This is a genomic window from Streptomyces sp. NPDC031379 (assembly GCF_055569615.1).
On the sequence record NZ_JBVIIT010000001.1, the window covers coordinates 520,015 to 535,945 of the forward strand.

Annotated in this window: 16 protein-coding genes and 1 tRNA gene; 12 read left to right on the plus strand and 5 right to left on the minus strand. The window is 71.5% G+C overall.

What is annotated here, in order from left to right; all coding sequences use genetic code 11:
- Positions 1-13: 13 nt before the first annotated feature.
- From ACZ5CW_RS02460 to ACZ5CW_RS02485, 6 genes are all read left to right on the plus strand, one after another.
- Positions 14-86, plus strand: a tRNA-Arg gene (locus ACZ5CW_RS02460).
- A gap of 144 nt (positions 87-230) precedes the next feature.
- Complete coding sequence (locus ACZ5CW_RS02465; RefSeq protein WP_468597629.1) at positions 231-1,262, plus strand: LacI family DNA-binding transcriptional regulator; 1,032 nt, start codon at positions 231-233, stop codon at positions 1,260-1,262.
- Positions 1,263-1,364: 102 nt separating this feature from the next.
- A complete protein-coding gene (locus tag ACZ5CW_RS02470; RefSeq protein WP_468597631.1) occupies positions 1,365-2,714 on the plus strand; it encodes a glycoside hydrolase family 10 protein in 1,350 nt (449 codons plus the stop codon).
- Positions 2,715-2,787: 73 nt separating this feature from the next.
- Positions 2,788-3,843 (plus strand): LCP family protein, encoded by a 1,056-nt coding sequence (locus ACZ5CW_RS02475; RefSeq protein ID WP_468597632.1) that lies wholly within the window; start codon positions 2,788-2,790, stop codon positions 3,841-3,843.
- Positions 3,844-4,024: 181 nt separating this feature from the next.
- Positions 4,025-4,381, plus strand: a complete 357-nt coding sequence (locus ACZ5CW_RS02480) for a YciI family protein (RefSeq protein WP_468597634.1) — start codon at positions 4,025-4,027, stop codon at positions 4,379-4,381.
- 45 nt (positions 4,382-4,426) lie between these two features.
- Complete coding sequence (locus ACZ5CW_RS02485) at positions 4,427-5,746, plus strand: RNA polymerase sigma factor (RefSeq protein ID WP_468597635.1); 1,320 nt, start codon at positions 4,427-4,429, stop codon at positions 5,744-5,746.
- A 16-nt stretch (positions 5,747-5,762) separates the two neighbouring features.
- On the opposite strand, the gene ACZ5CW_RS02490 is transcribed toward ACZ5CW_RS02485, so the two are convergent.
- Positions 5,763-6,941 (minus strand): THUMP-like domain-containing protein, encoded by a 1,179-nt coding sequence (locus tag ACZ5CW_RS02490; RefSeq protein WP_468597636.1) that lies wholly within the window; start codon positions 6,939-6,941, stop codon positions 5,763-5,765.
- Between the two features lie 90 nt (positions 6,942-7,031).
- Here ACZ5CW_RS02490 and ACZ5CW_RS02495 point away from each other — a divergent pair, with 90 nt between their 5' ends.
- The 4 genes from ACZ5CW_RS02495 to groL all read left to right on the plus strand — a co-directional run bounded on the left by ACZ5CW_RS02495 (position 7,032) and on the right by groL (position 11,078).
- Complete coding sequence (locus ACZ5CW_RS02495) at positions 7,032-7,973, plus strand: polysaccharide deacetylase family protein (RefSeq protein ID WP_468597638.1); 942 nt, start codon at positions 7,032-7,034, stop codon at positions 7,971-7,973.
- Entirely contained in the window at positions 7,970-8,788 is an 819-nt protein-coding gene (locus ACZ5CW_RS02500; protein WP_468597640.1) for a polysaccharide deacetylase family protein, read from the plus strand. Before ACZ5CW_RS02495 ends, ACZ5CW_RS02500 begins: the two co-directional genes overlap by 4 nt.
- A 229-nt stretch (positions 8,789-9,017) precedes the next feature.
- Positions 9,018-9,326, plus strand: coding sequence for a co-chaperone GroES (groES, locus tag ACZ5CW_RS02505; protein ID WP_039652762.1), 309 nt, complete (start codon positions 9,018-9,020; stop codon positions 9,324-9,326).
- Positions 9,327-9,449: 123 nt separating this feature from the next.
- Complete coding sequence (gene groL / locus ACZ5CW_RS02510; protein WP_468597641.1) at positions 9,450-11,078, plus strand: chaperonin GroEL; 1,629 nt, start codon at positions 9,450-9,452, stop codon at positions 11,076-11,078.
- Between the two features lie 59 nt (positions 11,079-11,137).
- Here groL and ACZ5CW_RS02515 read toward each other — a convergent pair whose 3' ends face one another.
- The 3 genes from ACZ5CW_RS02515 to ACZ5CW_RS02525 form a co-directional block, all read right to left on the minus strand.
- A complete protein-coding gene (locus ACZ5CW_RS02515) occupies positions 11,138-11,845 on the minus strand; it encodes an ester cyclase (protein ID WP_468597643.1) in 708 nt (235 codons plus the stop codon).
- A 74-nt stretch (positions 11,846-11,919) separates the two neighbouring features.
- Positions 11,920-12,693, minus strand: a complete 774-nt coding sequence (locus tag ACZ5CW_RS02520; protein WP_468597644.1) for an SDR family NAD(P)-dependent oxidoreductase — start codon at positions 12,691-12,693, stop codon at positions 11,920-11,922.
- A gap of 96 nt (positions 12,694-12,789) precedes the next feature.
- Positions 12,790-13,458, minus strand: coding sequence for an MOSC domain-containing protein (locus tag ACZ5CW_RS02525; protein WP_468597646.1), 669 nt, complete (start codon positions 13,456-13,458; stop codon positions 12,790-12,792).
- Between the two features lie 79 nt (positions 13,459-13,537).
- Between ACZ5CW_RS02525 and ACZ5CW_RS02530 the strand changes: the two genes are divergently transcribed.
- Entirely contained in the window at positions 13,538-14,446 is a 909-nt protein-coding gene (locus ACZ5CW_RS02530) for a LysR family transcriptional regulator (protein WP_468597648.1), read from the plus strand.
- 86 nt (positions 14,447-14,532) lie between these two features.
- Here the strand turns inward: ACZ5CW_RS02530 and ACZ5CW_RS02535 are convergent, their stop codons facing one another.
- Positions 14,533-14,862 carry a WhiB family transcriptional regulator gene (locus ACZ5CW_RS02535; RefSeq protein ID WP_468597649.1) on the minus strand — a complete coding sequence of 110 codons (330 nt, stop codon included), beginning with the start codon at positions 14,860-14,862 and terminating at the stop codon, positions 14,533-14,535.
- 381 nt (positions 14,863-15,243) lie between these two features.
- Between ACZ5CW_RS02535 and ACZ5CW_RS02540 the strand changes: the two genes are divergently transcribed.
- Positions 15,244-15,855 carry a response regulator transcription factor gene (locus ACZ5CW_RS02540; protein WP_003948568.1) on the plus strand — a complete coding sequence of 204 codons (612 nt, stop codon included), beginning with the start codon at positions 15,244-15,246 and terminating at the stop codon, positions 15,853-15,855.
- Positions 15,856-15,931: the final 76 nt, after the last annotated feature.

Consider the following 15,931-nt stretch of genomic DNA (forward strand, 5'->3'; position numbering starts at 1 on the left):
GTCCGGACGCAGTGCGTTGGTGGTCCAAGGAAAGACGTCCCGCTTCCTGCGGGGAGATGCAGGTGCAAGGCCTGCCCGGCGCTCCACGAAAACCCCGTCCCCGGTTCACCGGGGGCGGGGTTTTTCCGTTCCCCTCATGCCGAATGTTTCGGATCGAATTCCGAATGTTCCGGGAGTCGTGGCGTGACAAGGCCTTCGTCAAGAGGCCCCGCAAGGATACGATCGCGGGCATGAAGCCCTCGAAGCCCGCAGAAACGCAGACGGCGACCCTCGCTGAAATCGCCCGTGAGGCCGGGGTGTCCGCTCCGACTGTTTCGAAGGTCCTCAACGGCCGCGCCGACGTCGCCCCCGCGACCCGCACCCGCGTCGAGGAGCTGCTGCGCGCCTACGGCTACCGGCGCCGGCGCGCCGAGGCCTCCCGCTCCCCGCTGATCGACCTGGTCTTCCACGAGCTGGAGAGCGCCTGGGCGATGGAGGTCATCCGGGGTGTGGAGAACGTGGCCCGGGACGCGGGGCTGAGTGTCGTGCTCTCCGAGTCGGCGGGACGGCTCACCCCCGGGCGGACCTGGGCCGACCAGGTCGCCGCCCGCCGCCCGCACGGGGTGGTGCTCGTGCTGTCCGGGCTCGACGAGTCCCAGCGGGCGCTGCTGACCAGCCGGTCCATCCCGTTCGTGGTGATGGACCCGGCCGGTGACCCGGGCCCGGACGTGCCCTCCATCGGCGCCACCAACTGGCAGGGCGGACTCGCCGCCACCCGGCACCTGGTGGAACTCGGGCACACCCGGATCGGGGCGATCAGCGGACCGTCCCGGATGATGTGCAGCCGGGCCCGGCTGGACGGCTACCGGGCGGCCCTGGAGACGGCCGGACTGCCGGTCGACCCCTCGCTCGTGCTGACCGGCGACTTCCACCATGACGCCGGCTACCGCCTGGGCCTGGAGCTGCTGCGCCGCCCCGACCGGCCGACCGCGGTCTTCGCGGGCAACGACCTGCAGGCGCTCGGCCTGTACGAGGCGGCCCGGGAGCTGGGGCTGCGCATCCCGGACGACCTCAGCGTGGTCGGCTTCGACGATCTGCCGGTGGCCCGCTGGGTCGGCCCGCCGCTGACGACCGTGCGGCAGCCGCTGACCGAGATGGCCGAGGCCGCGGCCCGGCTGGTGCTGGAGCTGGGGCGCGCGGAGCAGGAGCGGGCGGCGACCCGGGTGGAGCTGGCGACCAGCCTGGTGGTGCGGTCGAGCACGGCGGCTCCCGCGGTGGTGTGACGCCGGTGGCCGGAAGGTGACGTATTGACGTGTGGGGTGAGTGCCCCCACACTCCTCCGAAGTCAATCGGTTGTTCGACCGAAACTTTCGGAGGCACCCGCGATGAGATCTCTGAGAATCGGTTTACCCCTCGCGTCCCTGCTGACCGGCGCCGCGCTGCTGCTGACGGCGCCCGCGGCACACGCCGCCGACACCCCCCTGCGCGACCTCGCGGCAGCGAAGGGCAAGGTCGTCGGCACCGCCGTCACCGGCTCCAAGCTCACCGGGACCTACGGCGACCTCGCCGGGGCCCAGTTCGGCTCGCTCACCCCCGGCAACGCCATGAAGTGGGAAAGTGTCGAGCCCGCCCAGGGCAGCTTCAACTGGGCCGAGGCCGACCAGATCGTGGCCTTCGCGCAGGCCCACGACCAGCAGGTGCGCGGCCACACCCTGGTCTGGCACAGCCAGAACCCGGGCTGGCTGACCAACGGCAGCTGGACGCCGTCCCAGCTCGGCGGCCTGCTGCAGAACCACATCAGCACCGAGGTCGGCCGCTACAAGGGCAGGATCGCCGCCTGGGACGTCGTCAACGAGCCCTTCAACGAGGACGGCACCTACCGCTCGACCCTCTGGTACGACGGCCTCGGCTCCGGTTATGTCGCCGACGCCCTGACCTGGGCCCACGCGGCCGACCCGAACGCCAAGCTGTACATCAACGACTACAACGTCGAGGGCGTGAACGCGAAGTCCACCGCCCTGTACAACCTGGTCAAGTCCCTGAAGGCGCAGGGCGTCCCGATCGACGGCGTCGGCCTCCAGGCCCACCTGATCCTCGGCCAGGTGCCGGGCACGCTCCAGCAGAACATCCAGCGGTTCGCCGACCTGGGCGTGGACGTGGCGATCACCGAGCTGGACGTACGGATGCAACTGCCCGCCGACAGCGCGAAACTGGCCCAGCAGGCCGCCGACTTCAAGTCCGTGGTGGCCGCGTGCGCGGCCGTGAGCCGGTGCGTCAACGTCACCGTGTGGGGCTTCACCGACTCCGACTCCTGGGTGCCCAGCACCTTCCCGGGGTACGGGGCGGCGACGCCGTACGACGAGAACTACCAGCCGAAACCGGCGTACCGCGGCATCGCGGAGGCCCTGGGCGGCTCCACCACCACCCCACCCCCGGGCACGGGCGCCTGCACCGCCGCCTACAGCGTCACCGCCCAGTGGAACAACGGGTTCACCGGACAGGTGAAGATCTCCTGTTCCGGGGCCTCGCTGTCCTCGTGGAAGGCCGGCTGGACGTTCGGCGCGGGCCAGCGGATCACACAGGCCTGGAACGCCACCTGCACCCAGTCGGGCGCGACGGTCTCGTGCGCCAACGCCTCGTACAACGGGGCGTTGCCGGACGGCGGTTCGGTGACGTTCGGGTTCAACGCGTCCTGGAGCGGCAGCAATCCGGTGCCGGCGGTGACGCTGGGATGAGAATTTCACTAGAAAACCGACGCACGCCGCTTCTGCTAACAGTCCCCTAATAATTCGGACTTACGTTCCTGCCGTGACGCGACACGACGAGCAGGGCGGCACGGGCGGACCGGTGGGCCGGCGGTCGAGAGCACTGAGGACCGTCGGCCTCACCCTGGCGGGTGCCCTGGTACTGGGCGCTGTCGCCGCGGGCTGGGCGTACTGGCACCTCAACGACAACATCACGAGCGTCGACATCAACAGCGCGCTCGGCGACGACCGGCCCGCCCGGGCGGTGATCGCCCCGTCCGCGACCGCCCCGGCCGCCGCCTCCCCGCAGCCGACCGGCTCCCTGAACATCCTGGTCCTCGGCTCGGACTCGCGCAGCGGCAAGGCCAACAAGGCGCTGGGCGGCGGCGACAGTTCCGGCGCCCGGTCCGACACCGCGATGGTGGTGCACATCGACGCGGGCCGTACGCGGGCCACCGTCGTCAGCATCCCGCGCGACACCCTCGTCACCCTTCCGTCCTGCCCGCTCCCCTCCGGGGGATCCACGGCGGTGGTGCACCGAGCCATGTTCAACAGCGCCTACTCGGCGGGTGGGCCGGTGTGCGCGGTGAAGACCGTCGAGTCGGTCACGAACGTCCGCATGGACCACTACATCGAGATCGACTTCTCCGGCTTCGCCAAGCTGGTGGACGCGCTCGGCGGCGTCGACGTGACCACCGACCAGGACATCGACGACGGCAAGAGCCATCTGCGCCTCGAGGCCGGCGCCCACCACCTCGACGGCACCCGAGCCCTGGCCCTCGCCCGCACCCGCCACGGCATAGGCGACGGCAGCGACCTCGGCCGCATAGGCCTGCAGCAGAAGCTGGTGAAAGCCCTGCTGGAGCAGATCGCCACCGCCGACCTGCTGACCGACCCCGCCAAGCTCTACAAGGCCGCCGACGCGGTCACCGCCGGCCTGACCACCGACACCGGCCTCGACTCCCTGAAGGAGCTGATGGACCTCGGCCAGAGCCTGAAGAACCTCACGGCCGACCAGGTGAAGACGGTGACGATGCCGGTCGTCCCCGCCCCCTCCGATGCCAATCGCGTGGTCGCGAAGGAGCCGGCGGCGAGCGACCTGTGGGCGTCCCTGCGGTAGGCAAGGCAAGGCAAGGCAAGGCGGGGCGGCCTGCCCTGTCATCAGCCCGCTGAGCTGCGAGAACACCGGGCCGGAAAAATCTTCGAGAATTTCCGGCGCGTGTGTCGATCCGGGTCCCCTCCGTTCGACGCACGGGTGAGCGGCGGGAACGGTCCCGCCGCCCCCGACCGAAGGAGTCACCATGCCCCGCTACCTGTCGCTCGTGCGCGTCGACGAGACCTCCGCGCCCGCCGAGGGCCCCAGCGAGGAGCTGATGCGGCGCATGGGCGAGCTGATCGAGGAGATGACGAAGGCGGGCGTGCTGCTCGACACCGCCGGACTCACCCCGTCCGCCCAGGGCACCCGGGCCACCTGGGAGGGCGGCCGGATCTCCGTCACCGACGGGCCGTTCACCGAGTCCAAGGAGGTCATCGGCGGCTACGCGCTCATGCAGTGCAAGGACAAGGCCGAAGCCCTGGAGTGGACCAAGCGGTTCCTGCAGGTCCACGAGGACTTCTGGACGGTGACCTGCGAGGTGCGGGAGATCGCCGAGGGCTGAGCGGCCGGTGGCCCTCGGCCGCCGGGGGGTGTTGCATGGTGGGCTGTGGAACCGCAGCCCACCGCACCGCAGCCCGTCGCACCGGCGACCCCCGCACCGCAGCCCGTCGCACCGGCGCCGGCCGCGGCACACGCGATCGAGACCGTCTTCCGCCTGGAGTCGCCCCGGGTGATCGCCGGCATCGCCCGGATCGTCCGGGACGTCGGCATCGCCGAGGAACTGGCGCAGGACGCGCTGGTCGCCGCCCTGGAACGGTGGCCCCGGGACGGGGTGCCCGACAACCCCGGCGCCTGGCTCATGGCCACCGCCCGGCACCGCGCCGTCGACCTGATCCGGCGCCGCGAGACCTACGCCCGCAAACTGGCCGAGATCGGCCGGGACCTGCGGACCACGGTCCCGCCCGAGGAACCGGGCGACCCGGACGACATCGACGACGACCTGCTCCGGCTCGTCTTCACCACCTGCCATCCGGTGTTGTCCCCGCAGGCCCGCACCGCGCTCACCCTGCGCCTGCTCGGAGGCCTGACCACGGCCGAGATCGCCCGCGCCCAGCTGGTCCCGGAACCGACGATCGCCCAGCGCATCGTCCGGGCCAAGCGGACCCTCGCCACCAAGAACGTCGCCTTCGAGGTGCCGTACGGGCCCGACCGGGAGGCCCGCCTCGGTTCCGTCCTGGACGTCATCTACCTGATCTTCAACGAGGGGTACGCGGCGTCGGCCGGGGACGACCTGCTGCGTCCAGGGCTGTGCGAGGACGCCCTGCGGCTCGCCCGTGTGCTCTCCTCCCTGATGCCCGAGGAAGGCGAGGTGCACGCGCTGACCGCGCTGCTGGAGTTCCAGGCCTCCCGCACCGCCGCCCGCACCGGCCCCGACGGCGCGCCGGTGCTTCTGAAGGACCAGAACCGCCGCCGCTGGAACCGCATGCTCATCGCCCGCGGCATCCGGTCCCTCGCCCGCGCCGAGGCCACGTCACCGTCCGGCCTCCCCGGCCCCTACGCCCTTCAGGCGGCCATCGCCGCGTGCCATGCGCACGCGTACACCTACGAGGAGACCGACTGGCGCTCCATCGCCACCCTGTACGCCCTGCTCGCGGCCCGCGCCCCGTCCCCGGTCGTGGAACTGAACCGTGCCGTCGCCGTGTCGATGGCCGAGGGCCCGGCCGAGGGGCTGAAGCTGGTGGACGCCCTGGCCGGCGAGCCCGCCCTGCGGTCGTACCACCTGCTGCCCGGCGTGCGGGGCGACCTGCTGGCGCGGCTGGGCCGCACCGCCGAGGCCCGCGAGGAGTTCGTACGGGCGGCGGCACTGGCCGGCAACCGGCGCGAGCGCGACCTGCTGCTGGGCAGGGCCGAGGAGTGCGCACCCTGACCACGGGCGACGACGGTCAGCCGGCGGCCGGCCGCGCGGGACCCCCGATCAGCATGGTCGGCGCCCCCGCGACCCGGGTGAGGAACACCGTGGCCGCGCCCGGTCCCTGCGGCTTGACCTTCCTGCGCAGTTCCTCGGGTTCCACCGCCGAGCCCCGCTTCTTCACGGTCAGCGTGCCGATCTCCCGCTCCCGCAGCAGGGCCTTCAGCTTCTTGACGTTGAAGGGGAGCTGATCGTTGATCTCGTAGGCGGAGGCGTACGGGGTGGGGCACAGCTCGTCGGCCGTGACGTACGCGATGGTCTCGTCGACGAGGCCGCCACCGACCTCATCGGCCACCTCCGCGACCAGGTGGGCCCGGATGACGGCGCCGTCGGGCTCGTACAAGTACCGCCCCACCGGGCGCACTCGGGGATCGGGCAGCCCCCGGCCGAGGAGCGTGCGCGGGCCGGGCAGCAGCGTCGCCCGTACGGCGCCCGGCGCCCCGGTGCCGAACCACAGCACCGCCTCCTTCACGTCCCCGCCGTCGGAGATCCACTCGGCCTCGGCCTCCGCGGGCACCGCCTCGTGCGGAATGCCCGGAGCGATCTTCAGGGCCGCGCGGGGTGCCGTACGCGCCGCGCCGACCGCCCAGGACAGGGGCGGTGAGTAGGCCTCGGGATCGAAGATCCGGCCGCGCCCGCCCCGCCGGGCCGGGTCCACGAACACCGCGTCGTAGCCGGCGGTGTCCACCTCCGTGACGTCGGCCTCGCGCACCTCGATCAGGCCGGCCAGCCCCAGCGCCTCGGCGTTCGCCCGCGCCACCGCCGCCGTCAGCGGGTCCCGGTCCACGGCCAGCACCCGGATCCCGGCCCGCGCCAGCGCGATCGCGTCCCCGCCGATCCCGCAGCACAGGTCGGCGACCGAGGTCACGCCGAGGTCCGTCAGCCGCCGCGCCCGGTACGCGGCCACGCTCGCCCGCGTCGACTGCTCGACCCCGTTCGGCGTGAAGTACATCCGCCCGGCGTCCTCGGCCCCGAACTTCGCCGCCGCCCGCTGCCGCAGCCGGGCCTGGCCGAGCGCGGCCGACACCAGCTCGGCCGGGTGGTCGCGGCGCAGCCGGGTGGCCACGGCCAGCTCCTGCGCGGGCTCGGTGTCGCGCACCTCGTCGAGGAGGGCGCGGCCTTCGGGGGTGAGGAGGAGGGCGAGGTCGTTCACCGGGTCATTGTGGGCCAGTCGGTGGACGGTGCGCCTCCGGCGGCGGTGTCGGACCGGGTCGCGGGCCGTGACCTGGGAGGATCCGGCACCATGCGACTAGTAGTACAAAATGACAAAAATAGGACTTGGTCTCCGGTGTGGGCGCGGGCCCGGTCTCGTTCCCGGTCCCTGACCCTCGGCTGCACAGCCGTCGCGATGGCCTCCGCCGCCCTCCTCTCCGGCTGCGCCGGCCCGGACTCCGCCCGCACCGCGCCCGGCCAGGGCGGTCCCGCCCAGGCCCGGGACCAGGGGGGCGGCCCGGCCGCCGAGCACGCCCGGCTGGTCGCCGCCGCCCGGCGCTGGGGACTGGAACAGGTCCCGCTGACGCCTCCGCCCCCGCCCGCGGTGAAGCCGAAGATCACCGCCCGCGCCGGGTTCGAGGTGGACCACCAGGACGACTGGGACCTGCCGCCGGTCTTCACCACGGTCCCCACCCGGCAGAAGGTCGTCTTCCTGACCATCGACGACGGCGCCGAGAAGGATCCCAGGTTCCTCGCCATGATGCGGGACCTGAAGATCCCGTACACCGCCTTCCTCAGCAACTACCTGGTGGCGGACGACTACGCCTACTTCCGCAAGATGCGGTCCTACGGCAACACCCTCGACAACCACACGCTGCACCACCCCTACCTGCCGGGCCTGTCCTACGAGGAGCAGAAGGACGAGATCTGCGGCATGCAGGCCGTCATGAAGGCGCAGTTCGGCAAGGCGCCGACCGTCTTCCGCCCCCCTTACGGCAACTACAACCAGGACACCCTGGTCGCCGCCAAGGCCTGCGGCATCAAGTACGCGCCGATCTGGAACGAGGAGGTCTTCGTCGACCACTGGGAGTACCGCGAGGACGACCGGCAGCTGCGCCGAGGCGACATCGTCCTCACCCACTTCCGCGGCCGTGACGACTGGGACGGCACGATGGTCGACGACATGCGCCGCTTCCTGAACAAGGTCACGCGCGAGGGCTACGCCGTGGCCCGCCTGGAGGACTACCTGTGAGGCGGGCGCGGGGCCTGGCCGCGGTCCTCGCCTCGGCCCTCCTCCTCGCGGGCTGCGCGCAGTCCGTCGACCCCATCGAACGCCTCGGCAAGAAGGCGGCCGAAGGGGTGCGCCCGCACGGCCCCGCACCCGACCTGGCCTACCGTCATTGGGGCCTGTCCCGGCCCCTGGCCCGCCCGCCCCGGCCCGCCACCCGGCCCCTCGCCCTCGGCCCCCGCACCGGGGGCGGCACCCTGCCCCGCGTCGTGGACCACGTCCCCACCCGCGACCGGGTCGTCTTCCTCACCTACGACGGCGGCGCGGAGCGGGATCCCCGCTTCGCCGACATGGTCCGCGAACTCCACCTGCCCGTCAGTCTGTTCCTCACCGGCAGCGTCGCCGGCCCCGGGCACGGCCACTTCGCCCGTCTGCACAGGCTCGGCGCCGGCATCCAGAACCACACCCTCGACCACCGCGCGCTCGCCGGACAGCCGTACGCCGCCCAGCGCGCCGAGATCTGCGGCCAGCAGAACCGGCTCGACGCCCGCCTCGGCGTCCGCCCCCGCCTCCTCCGCCCGCCCTACGGCACGTACGACACCACCACCCTGCGCGCGGCGGCCGAGTGCGGCATCTCCGCGGTCGTCCTGTGGCGGGCCGCGGTGACCCCGGCGGACCTCGACTTCCCCCGGGGCGACCACCGCCTCCGCCCCGGGGACATCGTCCTGGTCGGTCCGGACGAGTCCACGGGCCCGACCCTGACGGAACGCACCACACGGGTTCTGCGCGGCGTGCAGCGGCGGGGGCTGACGGTGGGACGGCTCGAGGACTACCTGTGACCGGGTGCCGAGCGGCTTCCGGCGGAGGCCGGCTCCGGCCGACGCGCGGCACGGGATTGGCACTCCGCTTGACCGAGTGCTAATCGCGGTCATAGTCTCGGCTCTGGCACTCCCCCCTGGAGAGTGCCAACAACGCGACGGGCAGGTCCGGCACCCGCGACGACGGATCGACCTGGTCGCCACCTCAGACAGTTAACCCCGTGAGATCTCCGAAGGGGGAGGTCGGATCGTGACGACCGCCAGCTCCAAGGTTGCCATCAAGCCGCTCGAGGACCGCATCGTGGTCCAGCCGCTGGACGCCGAGCAGACCACGGCCTCTGGCCTGGTCATTCCGGACACCGCGAAGGAGAAGCCCCAGGAGGGCGCCGTCCTCGCCGTGGGCCCGGGCCGGTTCGAGAACGGCGAGCGCCTTCCGCTCGACGTCAAGGTCGGCGACGTCGTCCTGTACAGCAAGTACGGCGGCACCGAGGTGAAGTACAACGGCGAGGAGTACCTCGTCCTCTCGGCTCGCGACGTCCTCGCGATCATCGAGAAGTAAGTCACCTCGAGCACTTTTGATGCTTGACGCTGCGCCCCTGGCCCCCGCGACCACTTAAGAAGCCGGGCGCCCGGGGCGCAGTGCCTTTTTCACCCACAGATTTCCGAGAGGGCTCCCGCTGTCATGGCGAAGATCCTGAAGTTCGACGAGGACGCCCGTCGCGCCCTCGAGCGCGGCGTCAACAAGCTGGCCGACACGGTGAAGGTGACGATCGGCCCCAAGGGCCGCAACGTCGTCATCGACAAGAAGTTCGGCGCCCCGACCATCACCAACGACGGTGTCACGATCGCCCGCGAGGTCGAGATCGAGGACCCGTACGAGAACCTCGGCGCGCAGCTGGTGAAGGAGGTGGCGACCAAGACCAACGACATCGCTGGTGACGGCACCACCACCGCCACCGTGCTGGCCCAGGCGCTCGTCCGCGAGGGCCTGAAGAACGTCGCCGCCGGCGCCTCTCCGGCGGCCCTGAAGAAGGGCATCGACGCCGCGGTCAAGGCCGTCTCCGACGAGCTGCTCGCCACGGCCCGCCCGATCGACGAGAAGTCCGACATCGCCGCCGTGGCCGCGCTGTCCGCCCAGGACCAGCAGGTCGGCGAGCTGATCGCCGAGGCGATGGACAAGGTCGGCAAGGACGGTGTCATCACCGTCGAGGAGTCCAACACCTTCGGTCTCGAGCTGGACTTCACCGAGGGCATGGCCTTCGACAAGGGCTACCTGTCGCCGTACTTCGTGACGGACCAGGAGCGCATGGAGGCCGTCCTGGAGGACCCGTACATCCTCATCAACCAGGGCAAGATCTCCTCCATCCAGGACCTGCTGCCGCTGCTGGAGAAGGTCATCCAGTCGGGTGCCTCCAAGCCGCTGCTGATCATCGCCGAGGACGTCGAGGGCGAGGCCCTGTCGACCCTGGTCGTGAACAAGATCCGCGGCACCTTCAACGCGGTCGCGGTGAAGGCCCCCGGCTTCGGTGACCGCCGCAAGGCGATGCTGGAGGACATGGCCGTCCTCACCGGCGCCACGGTCATCTCCGAGGAGGTCGGCCTCAAGCTCGACCAGGCCGGCCTGGACGTGCTGGGCTCCGCCCGCCGCGTGACGGTCACCAAGGACGACACGACCATCGTCGACGGCGCCGGCAAGTCCGAGGACGTCGTGGGCCGCGTCAACCAGATCAAGGCCGAGATCGAGAACACCGACTCCGACTGGGACCGCGAGAAGCTCCAGGAGCGCCTCGCGAAGCTGGCCGGCGGCGTGTGCGTGATCAAGGTCGGCGCCGCCACCGAGGTGGAGCTGAAGGAGAAGAAGCACCGTCTGGAGGACGCCATCTCCGCGACCCGCGCCGCGGTCGAGGAGGGCATCGTCTCCGGTGGTGGCTCCGCCCTGGTCCACGCCTCCAAGGTCCTCGAGGGCAACCTCGACAAGACCGGCGACGAGGCCACCGGTGTCGCCGTGGTGCGCAAGGCCGTGGTCGAGCCGCTGCGCTGGATCGGCGAGAACGCCGGCCAGGAGGGCTACGTCATCGTGTCCAAGGTCAAGGACCTGGACAACGGGCAGGGCTACAACGCCGCCACCGGCGAGTACGGCGACCTGGTCAAGGCCGGCGTCATCGACCCGGTCAAGGTCACCCGCTCCGCCCTGGAGAACGCCGCCTCCATCGCCTCCCTGCTGCTCACGACCGAGACCCTGGTCGTCGAGAAGAAGGAAGAGGAGCCGGCCGACGCGGGCCACGGCCACAGCCACGGCCACGCCCACTGACGCAGCTCGGTTCAGGCACTGAGGCCCGGCACCCCCTCGGGGGCGCCGGGCCTTCGCGTCTACTCCTCGAACTGGTCGAGCGCGCCCAGCTGTTGCATCAGACCCAGCTGGTCGTGCTGCCACCAGGTCTCGGCGATCTTTCCGTTGTCGCCGAACCGGAACAGCGTCACTCCGGTCATCGTGACGTCCCTGCCGGTGGGCGCGATCCCCAGGAAGTCACCCTTGTGCGTGGCGTTCCAGGTCCACCGCGCGCAGGCCCGGTCGCCCTGGGCCATCACGTCCTCCAGCGCGAAGGCGAAGTCGAAGCCGCTGCGCCACATCCGGTACTCGCTGCGGACGTTGTCCAGCCCGATCATGTCCTGCGGGTTGATCGGGTTGTGGCTGTGGACGTCCTCGTCGAGGAGGTCGTTGAGCGGCGGCAGGTCGCCCCGGGTCGCGAGCGTGTCGAAGAACCGCCGCACGCTCTCCACGGTCAGCTGGTCGTCCCGTACGACGTCCAGGTCCGTGAAGGTCGGCATCTCGTCGCAGAGCGCGACCATCTCCTGGAAGATCCGGTCGGTCTCCGGGAGGTTCGAGTTCCGCATCGCGTCCTCGTACGACGGGAACTCCACCACCTCGACGATGTGCGAAGCGTCCGACCGGTCCTTGGCGACCAGTGCGTGCGTCGCCGTCCGTCTGCCCTTGGTCTGCGCGACCCAGTCGTCCATGAGCCGGTTCATCTCGTCCAGCCGGCTCGTTCTGCACTCGATGAGCTGTACGAAGGTCATGACGCCGCCTCCCGGCCCCTCGCCCGGTACCGTCCCCCCCATTTTCGCACCGGGGCGGCAGCGCCACCCGTTCGCTACCGCGGCCCGTACCTGCGCCCGGTCCTGGAGGAGATCCCGCCCATCAGCCCCCGGGGCGTCACCTTCACCAGACCCATCAGCGCCTTGTACCGCGGGTCCGGGACGGACAGCGACTTGCCGCGCGCCAGGTCCGCCAGCGCCGTCGCGACCAGCTTGTCGGCGTCCAGCCACATCCACCCCGGGATGTTGTCCGTGCCCATACCGGCCCGCTCGTGGAACTCGGTGCGCACGAAGCCGGGGCACAGCGCCATCAGCCGCACCCCGCTGCCCGCCAGGTCCTTCGCCGCGCCCTGCGTGAACTGCACGACCCAGGCCTTCGACGCCCCGTACGTGCCCCGCGGCACGAAGGCGGCCACCGAGGCGACGTTGACGACCCCGCCCCGCCCGCGCTCGCGCATCGCCGCGGCGGCCGCCGACGTCAGCCGGAGCACCGCCTCGCAGTGCACCTTGAGCATCTTCAGCTCGTCCGCCATGGGCACGTCCAGATAGCGGCCCTTGTTGCCGAACCCGGCGTTGTTGATCAGCAGGTCGACCGGGTTCTTCCGGTCGCCGAGCCGGTCCGCGACCGCCTCGATGCCCTTGTCCTCGGACAGATCGGCGGTCAGCACCTCCACCTCGACGCCGTGCCGGTCGTGCAGCTCGGTCGCCTGCTCGCGCAGCCGCTTCGTATCCCGCGCCACCAGGACGAGGTCGTGTCCGTCAGCCGCCAGCCGCCGCGCGAACGCGGCGCCGATCCCCGCGGTCGATCCCGTAATCAGAGCCGTTGTCATGGCCCAAGGGTAGTGACCCGGCCCGACGGCGTCCGCTGCCCACGGCGCCTTCACCACAGCCGCGCCGACGCCTCCCACGGCCGTGCTGACGCGTCCTCAGCCGCCGTACCGCTCCACGTACTCGCGGGCCTTCACCATGGTCTCCGTGTGCAGTGCCGCGCCCGCGGCGAGCAGCCGCGGCAGCAGTTCCCGCTCGGTGGTGACCGCGCGGAACTGCATCGCCGCCGTCACGCCGTGCTCCGGCCGGTGCACGATCTCGACCGCGTCGCCCGCCTGTATCTCGCCCGGTTCGATCACCCGCAGGTAGGCTCCGGTGGCGCCCTTCCGGGTGAATCTCTTCACCCATCCCCGTTCGCCCAGATGGCCCTGGAACGTGCGGCACGGAATCCGCCCCGAGGTCACCTCCAGCAGCACCCCGGAACCGATCCGCCAGCGCTCGCCGATCAGCGCGCCGGAGACGTCCAGTCCGTTCGTCGTCAGGTTCTCCCCGAAGCAGCCGTTGGGCAGCGATCGGCCCAGCTCGCGCTCCCAGTCGTCGAGGTCCTCGCGCGCGAACGCGTACACCGCCTGGTCGTCGCCGCCGTGGTGCCGCAGGTCGCACACCGCGTCGCCGGCGAGCCCGCTCGCGCCGGCCCCCTTGAGGCCCGGCGCCGCCACCCGCACCGGCCCGTCGGCCGGCTTCTTGTCGATGCCCGTCACGCCGTCCGGCTGGTCCGTGTACGACACCGGCTGCGGGCGGCCGAGGTTGACCGAGAGAAGCTTCATGCCCGCACGGTACGTGACCTGCCTCAAAGCGTCGAGCGAATATGGGGCGCCACCCCCAAGCTGCCCTTATACTCAGAGGGTGATCGAGGCCCGTCATCTCCGCGTCCTGCGCGCCGTCGCCACCACCGGTTCCTTCTCGGCGGCGGGGCGCGAACTGGGCTGCACCCAGCCCGCCGTCAGCCAGCAGATGAAGGCCCTGGAATCCTCCGTCGGCACCCCGCTGCTGGTCCGCAGCGGCCGCGAGATGCGTCTGACCCAGGCCGGTGAGGCCCTGGTCCGGCACGCCTCGGGCATCCTCGCCGGACTCACCGCGGCCGAGGAGGAGGTCGCCGCCATCGCGGGCCTGCGGGCCGGCCGGGTCCGGCTGGTCTCCTTCCCCAGCGGCAGCTCCACCCTGGTCCCCACCGCCCTCGCCGCCCTGCGCGCCGCCCACCCCGGCACCCGCGTCTCCCTGGAGGAGGCCGAGCCCCCCAGGTCCGTCGAACTGCTGCGCGAAGGCGACTGCGACCTGGCCCTGGCCTTCCGTTATGAGGGGGCCGCGGTCGCCGAGGACTGGGACGACCTGGTCGTACGGCCCCTGCTGACGGACCGGCTGGTGGCCCTCGTGCCCGAGCGGCACCGGCTCGCGCGTGCGGAGACCGTCGCCATCGGGGAGCTGGCCCAGGAGCCGTGGATCGCGGGCTGCCCGCGCTGCCGCGGCCAGCTCGTACAGGTCTGCGAGGGGGCCGGTTTCCTTCCGCGCATCGACTTCGCGACCGACGACTACCCGGCGGTGGTCGGCCTGGTCGGCGCGGGACTCGGGGTGGCCGTGCTGCCGCAGCTGGCGGTGGAGTCGGTACGGCCGCGGGGGGTGCGGGCGGTGCGGCTGGAGCCGGCGGTGCGGCGGGAGATCGTCGCACTCACCCTGCCCGACCTGGCGCAGGTGCCGACCGTGGCGGCGACGCTGGAACAGCTGGCCCGGGCGGCCCGGGTGGCCGGGCGTTCATAAGGGCCCCGGCAAGGACGTGGGCACGCGCGCGCGTGCCCGTGAGGGAGTGGCCACGCCTGGCGGGCCATGGATGCAGAAACGTTCCTTCAGTGATTCGGGGCGGGGTCCCCGCTCGTGGTCGACGCCGTCACCAGGCGGTTGCGTGCCCGTCCCATCAGCTCCTCACGCTCGTCCTCGGTCAGGCCGCCCCAGACCCCGTACGGCTCGCGCACCGCCAGGGCGTGCGCCGCGCACTCCGCACGGACCGGGCACCTCATGCAGACCTCCTTGGCCGAGTTCTCGCGAGCGCTCCGAGCCGCCCCGCGCTCGCCCTCCGGGTGGAAGAAGAGCGAGCTGTCCACCCCGCGGCAGGCAGCCAGCAGTTGCCAGTCCCACAGGTCCGCGTTCGGTCCGGGAAGGCGGGAGAAATCTGCCATTACGTGACCCCTTGTAGCCGTTCTGGGCGGATACGGTGCCAACGACCGTACATGTCCGGTCTAAGGAGATGAAAATATGACTCATTGCGAATCTAGCTCCAGACACTGAGAAACGGGAGCAAAAACGGCTAAATGGGGCATTGGTTGTGATGAAAAGTTGAGGGTCTGTCGGGCATGTCTGCACCGTGTCGGTGCCCTCACATAGAGTGCCGAAGACGGCACGCAGCCCCGTAACTCTTTCGAGTGACCGTCGTTGAGAGTGCGGAGGCGGTTGAAAACACAAGCGCTCGGGCAGGCGTCCGAGACGGTCGACCGCACAGGTGACGATTCCGTACCAGCCTGGAGGCTCAAGGTGACGCGCATCAGCTGCGGAGGGCGGTCATGACATCCGTCCTCGTCTGCGACGACTCCCCGCTTGCCCGAGAGGCGCTCCGCCGCGCGGTCGCGACCGTGCCCGGTGTCGAGCGCGTGACGACGGCGGCCAACGGCGAGGAAGTCCTCCGCCGCTGGGGCGCCGACCGCTCCGACCTCATCCTGATGGACGTGCGCATGCCCGGCCTGGGCGGCGTGGAGACCGTCCGCCGACTGCTGTCCGCCGACCCGGGCGCCCGCATCATCATGCTCACCGTCGCCGAGGACCTCGACGGTGTGGCCCTCGCGGTCGCCGCCGGCGCCCGGGGCTACCTGCACAAGGACGCCTCGCGCGCGGAGCTGCGCGCCACCGTGACGCAGGCGCTGGCCGACCCCACCTGGCGCCTGGCCCCGCGCCGCCTCCGCTCGGCCGAGATGGGCGCCGCGCCCACGCTCACCGCGCGGGAGATCCAGGTCCTGGAGGGCATGAGCCACGGCCGCTCCAACGCCGAGATCGGCCGCGAGCTGTTCCTCTCCGAGGACACCGTCAAGACCCACGCCCGGCGCCTGTTCAAGAAGCTCGGCGCCTCGGACCGGGCCCACGCGGTGGCGCTCGGGTTCCGCTGGGGACTGGTCCGGTAGGACATGCGCAGCCCTGCGGGGCAGGCGGGACCGGACCGCACCGGGCACCGTTCCCGAGGCCGGGAACGGCTCCGCC